The sequence below is a fragment of the Prevotella sp. MGM1 genome (assembly GCF_002933775.1).
GTDB lineage: Bacteria > Bacteroidota > Bacteroidia > Bacteroidales > Bacteroidaceae > Prevotella.
Genome location: NZ_BEWV01000216.1, coordinates 71,507 through 85,215, shown reverse-complemented (window position 1 = coordinate 85,215; position 13,709 = coordinate 71,507). Strand labels below are relative to the sequence as shown.

The 13,709-nt window shown below is 50.2% G+C and carries 7 protein-coding genes; 2 read left to right on the top strand and 5 right to left on the bottom strand.

Features of this window, described 5'->3' with window-relative positions:
- Positions 1-70: 70 nt before the first annotated feature.
- Both MoGM_RS11760 and MoGM_RS11755 read left to right on the top strand, forming a co-directional pair.
- On the top strand, positions 71-2,563 hold the full coding sequence (locus MoGM_RS11760; RefSeq protein ID WP_104370238.1) for a bifunctional UDP-N-acetylmuramoyl-tripeptide:D-alanyl-D-alanine ligase/alanine racemase: 2,493 nt from the start codon (positions 71-73) through the stop codon (positions 2,561-2,563).
- A gap of 129 nt (positions 2,564-2,692) precedes the next feature.
- Positions 2,693-4,162 carry an MFS transporter gene (locus MoGM_RS11755; protein WP_104370237.1) on the top strand — a complete coding sequence of 490 codons (1,470 nt, stop codon included), beginning with the start codon at positions 2,693-2,695 and terminating at the stop codon, positions 4,160-4,162.
- Positions 4,163-4,233: 71 nt separating this feature from the next.
- Here MoGM_RS11755 and MoGM_RS11750 read toward each other — a convergent pair whose 3' ends face one another.
- The 5 genes from MoGM_RS11750 to MoGM_RS11730 form a co-directional block, all read right to left on the bottom strand.
- Positions 4,234-4,971, bottom strand: coding sequence for a nitroreductase family protein (locus MoGM_RS11750; RefSeq protein WP_104370236.1), 738 nt, complete (start codon positions 4,969-4,971; stop codon positions 4,234-4,236).
- A 357-nt stretch (positions 4,972-5,328) separates the two neighbouring features.
- On the bottom strand, positions 5,329-6,507 hold the full coding sequence (locus MoGM_RS11745; protein ID WP_104370235.1) for a TolC family protein: 1,179 nt from the start codon (positions 6,505-6,507) through the stop codon (positions 5,329-5,331).
- Between the two features lie 12 nt (positions 6,508-6,519).
- Positions 6,520-9,639, bottom strand: coding sequence for an efflux RND transporter permease subunit (locus MoGM_RS11740; protein ID WP_104370234.1), 3,120 nt, complete (start codon positions 9,637-9,639; stop codon positions 6,520-6,522).
- 24 nt (positions 9,640-9,663) lie between these two features.
- Entirely contained in the window at positions 9,664-10,806 is a 1,143-nt protein-coding gene (locus tag MoGM_RS11735) for an efflux RND transporter periplasmic adaptor subunit (protein WP_104370233.1), read from the bottom strand.
- Between the two features lie 279 nt (positions 10,807-11,085).
- Positions 11,086-13,608 (bottom strand): TonB-dependent receptor domain-containing protein, encoded by a 2,523-nt coding sequence (locus tag MoGM_RS11730; protein ID WP_104370232.1) that lies wholly within the window; start codon positions 13,606-13,608, stop codon positions 11,086-11,088.
- Positions 13,609-13,709 lie beyond the last annotated feature (101 nt).

Sequence of the window (13,709 nt, the reverse complement as noted above, 5' to 3'; positions counted from 1 at the left end):
TGGTAGTAAACATTAAACGGAGTGCCGTTACAGTGCGGCGCAATGTTTTTCACATAAAAAAGAGAATGAAATGAAGTATGGCATAGAGCAGATAATAACGCTCATCGGGGCACGGCGCATAGGAAATACCGACACTGATATCAGGTGGATACTCACGGATAGCCGCTCGCTGTGTTTTCCTGAAGAGACTTTGTTTTTCGCGTTGCGCTCCGAACGCAACGACGGTCATAACTATATTGCCGACCTTTATCGCCGCGGGGTGCGTAATTTTGTGGTGAGGCACGTACCGGAGAATGCCGCCGGCGATTATGCCGACGCCAATTTCCTTAAGGTGGTAAGCCCGCTTGCGGCGTTGCAGCGTCTTGCAGAGCGTCACCGTGACGAATTTGACATACCTGTTGTAGGCATTACCGGCTCCAACGGGAAGACGATGGTGAAAGAGTGGCTCAGTCAGTTGCTCTCGCCTCAGATGGTGGTCACACGCTCGCCGAAGTCGTATAACTCGCAGATAGGAGTGCCGTTATCGGTATGGCTGCTGGGTGAGAATACGGAAGTGGGACTGTTTGAGGCCGGAATCAGCGAGCCGGGAGAGATGAACGCCTTGCGCGACATAATACAGCCGACCATCGGGGTAATCACGTCGCTCGGCTCGGCGCATCAGGAGAATTTCCGGTCTATGGACGAGAAGTGCGGCGAGAAGATATCCTTGTTTCACGATGCCAAGGTAGTCATATACGATTCGGATGACGCTGTGGTGAGCCGCAATATCCGTAGGGCTGATTTCAAGGGCGAGCGTATAGGGTGGAGCACGACGGATAGTAACGCGCCGATGTATTTCAAGGATATATCCGTAGAATGGCAGGATGCCGACGGCAGCCAGTCGGTGAGGGTGTGCTATATATATAAAGGTGTGGCCGGCGAGTATCATCTGCCTTTTATTGATGAGGCCTCGGTGAAATGCTCTTTCGCCTGTGCCTGCGCCGCTCTTTATCTTGGAGTGGAGCCGGAGGAGCTCGACAGCAGGATGGGCCGTCTCGAACCGGTGGCCATGCGCCTTGAAGTGAAGGAAGGGAACGGCGGGTGCACGTTGATAAACGACTCTTACAACTCTGATGTGAACTCGCTTGACATTGCTCTTGATTTCATGAACCGCCGTCCGGATCATAACGGACGCAAGCGCACGCTGATACTGAGTGACATTCACCAGAGCGGCGAGCGCCCCGAGGCATTATACAAGGAAGTCTCGGAGCTGGCGGTGAAGCGAGGGGTGCGGAAATTTATCGGTATAGGAAAGGATATAGAGTCGTGTGCGGCATGTATAGGCGTGGCGGAAAAGTATTTCTTTACGGGCACGGCGCAATTTGTAGACAGTGATGTATTCCGATCGTTACATGACGAGGTTATATTGATAAAAGGGTCGAGGATGTTTGGTTTCGACCGCATAACGGAACTGCTCGAGCTGAAAGTTCACGAGACGATACTCGAAGTGAACCTTAACGCGGTGGTGGCAAACCTCAATTTTTACCGTTCGTTCATGCGGCCCGAGACAAAACTGGTGTGCATGGTAAAGGCCGATGCCTACGGCACAGGCTCTGTGGAGGTGGCTAAAACGTTGCAGGACCACCGCGTGGACTATCTTGCGGTGGCCGTGGCCGATGAGGGTGTCACGCTGAGAAAGAACGGGATTACAAGCAATATAATGATAATGAATCCCGAGATGACGGCTTTCAAGACAATGTTTGACTATGACCTTGAGCCGGAGGTGTATAGTTTCAGGCTGATGGACGCTCTCGTTAAGGCCGCCGAGCGTGAGGGGATAACGGGCTATCCGGTACATATAAAGCTCGATACGGGCATGCACCGTCTCGGTTTCGACCCGGAGAAAGACATGGAAGAGGTGATATACAGGCTGAAACGGCAGAACGCGATCATACCGCGCTCGGTGTTCTCACATTTCGTCGGGGCCGACAGCGACGGCTTCGATGAATTTTCCGCAAGGCAGTTCACGCTGTTTACCGAGGCCGCCGGCCGTCTGCAATCGGCGTTCGACCATAAGATTTTGCGGCACATGGACAACTCGGCAGGCATAGAGCACTTCCCCGAAAGACAGCTCGACATGTGCCGTCTCGGCCTGGGACTGTATGGAATAGATAGCCGTGACAACAGAGTGCTCAATACGGTGAGCACTCTTAAAACCACAATCCTGCAACTGAGAAATGTGCCTAAGGAAGAAACGGTGGGTTACAGTCGTAAAGGCATACTCGAACGGGACAGCGTCATAGCGGCGATACCCATCGGATATGCCGACGGACTGAACCGGCGTCTCGGCAACGGGCGGTGCCATTGTCTCGTAAACGGATGCAGGGCACCTTACGTGGGCAATATATGCATGGATGTGGCTATGATAGACGTGACGGGAATAGACTGCAAAGAGGGTGACGCGGTGGAGATTTTCGGCGGTAATCTGCCGGTGACGGTGCTCTCGGACTCTCTCGGTACCATACCGTACGAAGTGCTCACGAGCGTAAGCGGAAGAGTGAAGAAAGTGTATTATCAGGATTGACAAAGCTGTCAAAAGCGTCATGCAGGTGAAATAAATACATGATAAGTTAATAGAATAAGAAAAAATAGTGTATCTTTGCAAGCAGGACTGATTGCACTGAAAACATAACAAAAATATCTCTAATAACAAATGAATTCGATCAAGACTACCAAAATGACCAATTACAGATGGGTCATTTGTGCGATGTTGTTCTTTGCGACAACAGTAAATTACATGGATCGTCAGGTTCTTTCGCTTACATGGAAGGACTTTATCGCTCCCGAGTTTCACTGGACGGATGCCGACTACGGACTCATCACCGGTGCGTTCTCAATTCTTTATGCGGTATTCTGCCTCTTCGCAGGTAAGTTTATCGACTGGATGGGCACAAAGAAAGGTTATCTTTGGGCAATCTTCGTATGGTCGCTCGGCGCTTGTCTGCATGCAGGATGCGGTTGGGTGACAATGCAGGTGGAAGGGCTTGAGTCGGTGGAGGCTCTCAGAGCGGTGGAGGCAGGCTCCGCGACGGCGCTTTCCATCGCTACGCTCAGCGTATATCTGTTCCTCTTCTGCCGCAGCGTGCTTGCTGCCGGTGAGGCAGGAAACTTCCCGGCTGCCATAAAGGTGACGGCAGAGTATTTCCCCAAGAAAGACCGTGCTTTCGCTACGTCAATATTCAATGCGGGCGCTTCGGTGGGTGCCCTGGCAGCTCCGATCACCATTCCCACACTTGCCGAGCATCTCGGTTGGGAGATGGCGTTTATCATTATCGGTGCGCTCGGATTTATCTGGATGGCCGGTTGGGTGTTCCTTTACGACAAACCCAGCAAATCCGCTTATGTGAACGATGCTGAGCTTACATATATCAATCAGGACACAGCGGCAGACGTTGACCCGAAAGACGCTCATGACGAAGGTCCGCAGATACCTTTCGGAAAGTGTTTCACATATCGTCAGACATGGTCTTTCATTGTAGGCAAGTTCATGACAGACGGTGTATGGTGGTTCTTCCTTTTCTGGGCTCCTGCCTATTTCTCGGACCAGTTCGGCTATAAGTCTTCGTCAGGTATGGGCCAGGCGCTTATATTCGTACTTTATGCCATAGTTACAGTGCTTTCGATATTCGGCGGTTACCTGCCCAAGTATTTCGTAGAGAAAAAAGGAATGGGCGCTTATGCCGGCCGTATGCGTGCCATGTTGCTCTTCGCGTTCTTCCCGATACTGGCTCTTTTCGCCCAGCCGTTGGCTGATTGGAGCGGTTCTCCAATCGATCCGGCATGGTGGCCGGCATTGATTATCGGTCTTGCCGGTGCCGGGCATCAGGCATGGTCTGCCAACCTGTTCTCTACTATCGGTGACATGTTCCCCAAGAGCACTATTGCCACAATCACGGGAATTGGCGCCATGGCCGGAGGTATAGGCTCGCTTCTTATTAACTCGGGCTCGGGTATGTTGTTTACATACGCTGAAAATCAAGGTGCGGCATTCTCATTCTTAGGGTTTGAGGGTAAACCTGCGGGATATATGATAATATTCTGTATTTGTGCCGTGGCTTATTTGATTGGCTGGACGATAATGAAGACACTCGTGCCGAAATACAAGCCAATCGTCGTGGAGTAACATCCGAATTAACAGACATATAAAAATAAAGTCGCATCTCTTCGATGCGACTTTATTTTTATATGTCTGTTTTACATAAATCCTTGGTGTCTCAGGGCTTCGGCCAATCCTACCGACATTGCCTCGTTGTCTTTCTTGGTATATCGTATGTCGGTGAATATCTGTGCAAGGGTCTCTTTATTGTTTATCTCGCAGAAGTGCCTGTTTTCTTCCAACGCTTCCTTTGCGGTGTAATACAGGTCGATGTCTTGCGGGGTATAGTCGTTGTAAGTCTCTTGGTGTACGAAAGAATCTGTCGGCAACCGGTCTGTGAGCGGTGGGTTCTCGTCGGGCCAACCGAGGGTAATCGTGGCAACGGGCATTACGAGCCTGGGCAATTTGAGCGTGTCGATAATCATTTGCGGCATATATACCGTCGTTCCGAGGTAGCACAGGCCGAGCCCGGCTTCTTCGGCGAGATTGCAGAATGTCTGTGTATATAGCAAAGCGTCTGTCGCGGCATTTATGAACGAGAGGAAATTATCATATCCAGGTTCCGCTTTGCGGTTGCGGCACCATGTGCTTGTTCGGTTATAGTCGGCGCATATAGTAAGTACCACGGGTGCGTTCGTCACCATTGGCTGGTTGAAATGAGCGGGCGCAAGCTGTTTTTTGACTTCCTCCGAGCGCGTCACAACCACACTGTAAAGTTGAAGGTTGCCCATCGTCTGGGTGCGTCCCGCCTCGGTGAGCAATTTGTTTAATAACTCTTCGCTCACTTCCCTGTCGGAATATTTGCGTATACTGCGTCTTGTGTTTATTGTATTCATTCGCATAATTGTTTTGTTTTGATTATCGTATAGCTTTTATTTAATAGTGCAATTGTTTTTATTTGATATATGACCGGCCTTGTTTAATAGTATTGCCGGATTGGGCCAAATGTATGGCGGCTTGTTTGCCATGCCTTTCATTCATACTGCAAATATACGAATTTTAAAGCAAATCACAGCTAACCGAGTTTCTGTTTTGGTAGGATTGGGGTATTTGGCGTTATGGGAAAATAAATATAAAATCACTTAAACAAACGCCGTTTAAGTGATTTCATGTGCTTGAGGGATTTATGTTTGCCACCCAAACAAACGTGTGTTGATATATTTTATGTATACTATTTCGGGTTGATTGAGAACTTATAGTTCTGCGGCCGATAGTTCGGCGTATGCTTTCTGATAGTCACGTTCCGCTTCAATGGCCCGATCTTTGGAGTCATAATAAAGGCTTATTCCTGTCAGATATTCCTGTATGGATATTTGTCCGGCATCGAGGGCTTTTTTCAATGGTACGCTGTTGTCGGCCGATATTAGTACCGAACGGTATTTGTCGGCGGTGACTTTCAGGCCGGTGGTGCGGTGAAACAATGTTCTCAGATTGCCGTAAAACTGCTGTTTTGCGTCAGCTTCCCTCGCTTCTGCCGCACGGACGGCCGCTTTTGCCTGTTTTACTTTGTTTTTGTTTGCCCATAACGGTATCGAAAAGCCTACGGTAATGCCCTGATGACGCTCTCCTTTCACAAACTCGCCTTGGTATCCTAATGAGAAAGCCGGTAGTCCCATGGCTTTGTTCAAGGCTACTTCCTTTTTGCCGACCTCTATTTGCTGTCTCACATACGCCAGTGCGGGACTTTTCTTTTCGGCTGTCGCATACCATTCGTCGAAATCCTTGGGCATTGCGATTGGTTCGAATTCATTGTCCGACAAGGTGATGCCTTCCCCGCCGTTGAGTCTCGCCAACTGTGTGGCGGTGGCGTCACGCTCTGTTTCGATTCTTGTAAGTTCGGCCTCGGTGGCAGTCAGATTGAGCAAGGCACTGTTGTATTCGATTATGTTCCCGTCTCCGCTGTCGAGCCGTCTCTTTTGCGCTGTCGCCATTTCACGTGCATGTTCTGTTCTTGCGGTAAGTTCTTTGAGCATGGCGTTATAGTAAATGAGGTCTATGCAGCATTGTTTCGCTTCGAGCAGTATGTTCATTCTCTCGGTTTTATATTGCCATTCGGCAAGCAAGTCTTTTTTGTCTGCGACTTTACTCTTTATTCCCGATATTGTTGCGAAGTCGAAGCTCTGTGACACACTCACGTCCTTTTTTATGCCGATTGTTTTCGGACTGCCCCAAAGGTACCCGAAACCAATCTCAGGGTCTGGTAGCGTCATGTCGGTGCGGTTGCCTGTTTTTTGTGTCTTCATATCCTCAGCGAGAACCTTCAGTGTTGTATTGTTTTGCTCGATGACGTTCAGCACATCGGCTATTTTGTTCTGTGCGTGCAGTGCCGCTGCCGTCATTATGGCCATTATTATTATCGGTAGTCTTTTCATCTCTCTATTGTATTATTGTAATTGGTGTTCGGTTGTTGCCGTTTCTTTTCCGGCCTGTTTCCTGTTGGTTATTATATACATTATCGGAATGATGAAACCGTTGAGCAGTGTGGATGTAAACAGTCCGCCGAGAATGACTTTTGCCATCGGACTTTGTATTTCATTGCCTGGCAGATCGCCGCCAATTACAAGCGGTATTAATGCGAGTGCCGATGTGAGGGCGGTCATTATGATAGGGTTCAGGCGGTCGGCAGAGCCTGTTTTCACACTTTCCGTAAGGCTCATGCCCTCCGAGCGCAAATCGTTGTAGCGTGCAATCAGCAACATCCCGTTTCGTGTCGCTATTCCGAATAGTGATATGAAACCTATGATTGCCGGAATGCTGATTACGCCGTCCGTGATGCTCACGGCCAGTATGCCGCCGATTAGCGACAGAGGCAGGTTTAGAAGTATTACGACCGATTGCCTGACGTTTTTGAACTGGTTGAACAACAGCATGAAAATGATTAGTATCGAGATTACTGATGTGGCCAGAAGTGTGCGTGCCGCTGTCTGTTCGCTCTCGAACTGTCCGCCGTATTCTATGTGGTATCCGTCGGGCAATGTGATATTCTCACCGATTTCCTTTTTTATGTCATTTACCACTCCGATAAGATCACGGCCGGATACGTTTGCCGATATTACAATCTTGCGTGCCACGTTCTCCCGGTTTATCGTGTTAGGCCCCATTGCCGACACCACATCTGCTATGTTGCCCAGCGGTACATTCGTTCCGTTCACGTCCACGATTATGTTCTTTATCCTTTCGGCTGTTGATCTGCTGTCATCGTTTACTTTCAGGACGAGATCTATAGTCCTGTTTCCTTCATATACGGAAGATACCGTTTCGCCGGCGAGCAGTGTGTTGACGACGGATGTAAACTCGGGCATGGTAATACCGTATTTTACCATTATGTCCCGTTTCGGAATTATTTTCAACTGCGGACACTCCACTTGCTGCTCCACGTTGAGGTCTGTTATACCGTCGATATGCTCGATTTTCTCTTTTATCTTGTTGCCTATCGAATACATCTTGTTAAGATCCGTGCCGAACAGTTTTACCGCGATGCCGGCTTGAGTGCCGGACAACATGGCGTCAATGCGGTGTGTTATCGGCGCTCCCACTTCGATGTTTACTCCAGGTATGGCTTTTAGTTTGTCGCGGATGTCGTGGAGCACCTCATCCTTCGAACGCTTGTCGAGCACAAACGGGGCTTCTATCTCGGATACATTCGAGCCGAGAGCATGCTCGTCGAGCTCTGCCCGGCCCGTCTTTCTGCCCACGGTCTTGATTTCGGGAACGGTGAGCAGTATTTCTTCCGCTTTTCGTCCGATCCTGTCGGATTCTTCGAGGGAGATGCCAGGCATGGCACTGATGTTTATTGTGAATGAGCCTTCGTTGAACGGCGGTAGGAAACTGCGTCCCAACCCGGCGAAAATCACGAGTGAGACTATGAGAACCACCGTCGTGCCTACAAGTACTTTCCTGCTGTTTGCAAGTGCCTTGTCGAGCGCTTTTGAGTATATTTCTTTCAGTTTACGCGCCACTATCGGTTCTTTGACGGTCTTTACGCCTTCTTTTTTGTCACCCAGCAGATAACTGCACATTACCGGAGTAAGGGTGAGCGCCACGAGGGTGGATGCGAACAGAGCCGTGATGAACGCTATTCCGAGCGGTGCGAGCATCCTGCCCTCCATACCGGTGAGAAAAAACAGGGGAACGAAACTCACGATGATAATCAGTGTTGAGTTGAGAATGGGCATGCGCACCTCTTTCGATGCCTCGAAGATTACGGCCAGTGCAGGCCGTTGTTCTTGTATGGGCAAGTTCCGGTTGTGCCGTAACCGTCTGTAAACATTCTCCACGTCGACTATCGCATCGTCCACGAGTGAGCCTATCGCTATTGCCATTCCGCCGAGACTCATTGTGTTGATGGTTAGTCCGAGCAGGTTCAGGGTGAGTATTGAGACCACGAGAGACAGCGGGATCGTGACGAGCGAGATAACGGTCGTGCGGACGTTCATAAGGAAAACAAACAGTATTATAACCACAAAGAACCCTCCTTCATACAGTGATTTCTTGACGTTGTCTATCGAGTTGTTGATAAACCGTTCCTGTCTGTATATGTCGGTAGACATCTTCACGTCGCCGGGCAGTGTCTGTTGAAGTTCGGCAAGAGCGTTGTCTATTTTCTCCGTAAGGCCGATGGTTCCCGTGTTGGGCTGTTTCGTTACGGTGATCATCACTGCCGGTTTGGTATCATGTGATGCAGTTCCCATCTTCGGGGTGCTGTTTCCCACTTTTACTTCCGCAATGTTGTCGAGGCGTATGACGCTGCCTGTGCTTGTCCTGACGGCGGCTTTGCCTATTTCCCTCACATCGTCTGTAGATACGATGCCTCTTATTATGTATTCGTTACCGTATTCGTTGACAATTCCACCCGCCGCGTTGCGGTTCATGTCTTGCACGGCCTGGTACACTTCGTCCAGTCCCACTCCGTAGTGGCGCATTTTTTCGGTGCTCAGCAATATTTGATATTCCTTTATCTCACCGCCCAGAACCGTCACCTGTGCCACTCCGCCGGTGGCGAGTATGCGCGGTCTTATGGTTCTGTCGGCTATCGTTCGCAGCTCTTGCAGCGATGTGGTGTCGGCCGTCAGGGCCACGAACATAACCTCGCCGAGTATCGATGACTGCGGGCCGAGCGTCGGACTGCTCACGTTTGCCGGCAGTTCCTCTTTCACTGCCGCAATCTTTTCCGACACGATCTGGCGTGCACGGTATATGTCCGTTCCCCAGTCAAACTCAACCCATACGACGGAAAATCCCGTCGTAGACGACGAACGCACCCTGCGCACGTCTGTTGCTCCGTTCACCGCAGTCTCCACAGGAAACGTCACGAGGCGTTCCACCTCTTCGGGCGCCATGCCGTTGGCTTCGGTCATCACGACGACCGTCGGGGCGTTGAGGTCGGGGAAAACATCCACTTCCATGTTCTCGGCGGTATACAGTCCTGTAGTCATCAGTATCACGGCAGCTACGATTACGGCCATACGGTTGTTGAGCGATAGTCTTATTATCTTGTTTAACATGTCGTGCTCTTTATTTTGCGATTATCAATGGTTGTGGCTGTGCTGCGGTATTGATGTCGACGAGGCAGCCATTTTCACCTGGTAAGTGCCTGTCGTCACTACTTTGTCGCCCGTTTTCAACCCTTTCGTTATCTCTATGCGCTTTCCGTCGCTCATGCCTGTTGTCACTTCCCGCTTCCTGAATATGTCGTGTCCCGCTTGCAGATATACGTATTTCAGGCCTTGTTCTTCCGTAATGGCCGATAATGGTACGCTGATGATGTTATCCCGTCTGTCTGACAATAAGTATATGTCGGCGTATGAGCCGGCGACGAAACTTCCGATGTTGTCAAACTCGAACGTAACCGGGATAAAGGCACTGTTTGCCGTTGCCGTCCTTCCGTATGATATTAATCGTCCGTTGAGTCTGTCGAGACTGTATGCGGTATTTTCGTATGCCGGTTTGAAGTTCGCGCTTTTGATGGAGTGCAGGTCTTTGAAGTCTTTTTCCGGTACGTCTGCCCTCAGTGTCAACCGTTTGTTTTGAGACACTACGGCTATGGCCTGTCCCACGTTGACATATTCCCCGTTATTCACGAGCAGGCTTTTGATGTACCCTGTTATCGGTGAAGATACGGATACGCCTTTTGCCGTGACGCTTCCGGCCGTTCCCTGATATGCGGCCCTTGCGGTCTCGTATGCCAGTCTGATTTGTTCAAATTCCTTTTCCGATATTATCTTGTCTGAGACGAGCTTGTCGGCACGTCGCAACTCTTTCTTAGCCGCTTCGTAAGCGGCTTTCGCCTTTACCGCCGGATCACCGTCTTGCAGTGTCTTTGCCGATATGCCGACCACGGTCTCACCGGCTTTTACAGCGCTTCCTTCCGTTGTCGTGGTCTTGGCGAATGTCACTATTCCGCTTGCCGTGGCTGCTATTGTCCGTTCGTCGCCTTGGGCTGCGAGTATCTGTCCTCCGGTCTTTATTACGAACCGGAACTCTGCCGGCTTTACTGTCTCCGTTCTCAGTCCTGCGGCTTCTGCCTGTTCATGTGTGAAAACAATCTCGTCTGCGTGCTTTTCTTTATCATCCACATGTTCCGGCTCTTTGTGGTCATTGTGGTCCGAGTGGCATCCGGCAGCGATTATGCCGGATAAAGCGAAAACAAATAAATATGCTCTATTTCCCATTGTCTTATTATTTAGAATGCAAAAATAAGACAATGGTTTTGCAACCCGGTTGCAAAGTGGATGGTGTGGCGGGTGGGGATGTTTTTTATTCTTTGGAAAGAATATGGAATATAGGGATTGAGGACGCGGATATGCTTTTGTATTCGGAATAAAATGTGAATATGTTTGTTCTGGATTTACAAATGATGCATATTCAAATGTATAGCCGTTGATTTCCGTTTATTCAAAAAGCATGTCCGCGTCCTTGATCCCTGCGTTTCGTGTTATCCTGTTGAAATATTACTCTCCTTTTTCTCCGCTGCTCTTGACATCGTCGTTGCTTACCGTACGTTCGGCTTTCTTCACGCTCGCTTTAAGCTCTCCAATCCTGAAATTCAGGCTTATCCCGTAGCGCATCCTTTGCATTCTGTGGGTGCTTTGGCTCATGAAGTTGGCGCTTTGCTCCGACCAGTCTGTCGAGGCATACTTATTGAAGAAGTTGCTTGCGAAGGCCGATATCGTCAGTCGCTTTTTCAAGAACGACTTGTTCACGTTTATGCTGTAATCAAACCACGGGGTGCCCTTTCCTTGGAGCATTATCCACGGTGACTGGTAAAAGCCGTTGACGCTTATCCGCCATTCCTTCGGCAGGCTTTGCTGTATGCCTCCGTTGGCGTTCATGAACCATCCGTGGTTGCGCAGTGTCATGCCGTCTTCGAGGTGTGCGTAGCGTATATATGTGTTGGCATATATACGTGTGGAACTTGTCGCGTTCCAGTTTGCGTACAGGCTGATGTCCAGGCTTTTCGACTTTCCGATGTTCTTGTATGTAGAGTATATCACGTCTTTCCCCGTGGGCTTTTGCAAACCCTTGTCCACGAGTGTCAGGTCGGACACGAGTTCCGATACGCTCTCGATGCTGTTGTTCGTCGTCGAGTAGCCGATGTGTATATTGTAATTGAGCTTTTGGGCGAAGTTGCTGTAACTGATGTTTGCCGAGTGTGTCTTCTCCGATGTCAGTTCGGGGTTTCCCTGGCGTATGTATGTGGGGTCGGTGTCGTCAAAGTAAGGGTTGAGATACCATATTCCGGGTCGGTATATGCGCATGTTGTAGCCCAACCGGAGGTTTGATGTTTCCGTGAGTTTGTATCCGATGCTTGCCGACGGCACTATGTCGTCGAAGTCTTTACTGAAATCCGTGCCCCGCCCAAGCAGGTATTTGACGTCTTGCAGGGTGTGCTCGTATCTCAGTCCGAGCCGTCCCGACCATTTGCCCGCTTTCAGTCCGTAGCCCGTGTAGGCGGCGAGTATGTCGTTGCGGTGCTTGTAGTGCGAGCTGTGGTCCATATCGTCTTCAAACTCTCCGTCGGCCAAATCTTTCTGCCGGCGGTAGTTTTCCGCCGTGTTGTTCCTCAGTATGTATTTCACTCCGGCCTCCACTGTGTGCGCCTTGCCTATCGGCGTGGTGTAGTCTGCCTGGAAAGTGTGTTCCGCCGTGTTCTGTTTCCCGTCCGTCTGCTGTTCTTTCAGTTTGTCGACGAAATCCTGCCATTGCTGGTCGGCGGCTCTCGTGTCGTAGTATTTGGAGTATGAGTCGCTCGTGCTCGGACTGGTGCTCACCCGGTATGACAGTGTCAGCATCCTGTCTTTCACCTTGAACAGCCGTTGGTAGTCTATGCCGCCGTTTATCGAGAAGCGCGAGTTGTTACCGCCGACGGTTGCCTGTCCGTAGTAAAGCTCGGCCCCCGTGCCGGGCATCAGTCCGCGTGATGTGGTAAGGGTGTGCGAGTCGCTGTTGTTTCCCCATAGTCCGAACTCCATTGTAAGTAGCCGCAACGTGTCTATCTCGTAGCTCGCCTCGATGCTTCCCGAGTGCGAATTGCCTTTATATTTGGTCTCGCTTGACGTTGCGAGGTCTGATGAGCTGCCCGTAATCTCGCCTATCGTGGTGCGTCGGGTTTCCGAGTAGTTTTTCGGATTGTCGTGGTGGTTGTAGTTGTAGCGTGCGCTCACGGTCAGTTTTCCGCTTTTCACCGTGCCGAATCCGCCTCCGCCCAGTCCTTGGTTCCGTGCGTCGGCTCTCAGCGTGGCGGTGTATCCTTCGAGCCCGCCGCCCACCGTTACGATGTTCAGTATTCCGCCCACGCCCTCGGCATCGTACTTCGGGCCGGGATTGGTGATTACCTCGATGTGCTTCACCGAGTTCGCCGGCAGACTTTTGAGCACTTCCGTCGGGTTGTCGCTCATCATCTTGTTCGGTTTGCCGTTCACGTATACTTTAAACGATGATTTTCCGTTCACTTTGATGTTGTCTTCTCCGTCGACGGTCACGAGCGGAACCTTGCGCAGCATTTCGAGAACCGTGTTCGATTTCGAGTCGGGATCGTCTTCCATGTTATATGTGATCTTGTCGATGTCGGCCTTTACAAGAGGTTTCTGCGATTTTATCACCACTTGTTGCAGTTCGTTGCCTGCGTCGCTTGTGAGCAGCGTTCCGAGGTCTATGATTTTATCTGCCGGTTTCACGGTGAAGTCTTTTACCACCGGCTTGCGGCCCACCGAACTGATGGTTATCGTCATTTCGCCCGTGCCGGATGTTTTCAGGATGAATTTTCCCGTCTTGTCCGTCACGCCCATTTTCAGCGGTTTGCTGTCATTGCCTTTCTTCGTGATTCTGATTGTGGCATAAGGTTCGCCTTCTGAGGTAAGCGAGTCTTTCAGCGTACCTCTTACCTCAACTGTCTTTCCTGCTTGTGCCATGGCGCAGATGCTTGTCAACAGCATCGCCATAGCCATGAGCATGATTTTTCCTTTTGTTCTCATTATTGTCTTTTTTGATGTTCTGTCCGTTTTCTAAGGGTTTACATATTGTCACGTTTTTGCGTGCGGCGACTTTCATTGTGCAGATTTTTATCGCTTTCTTC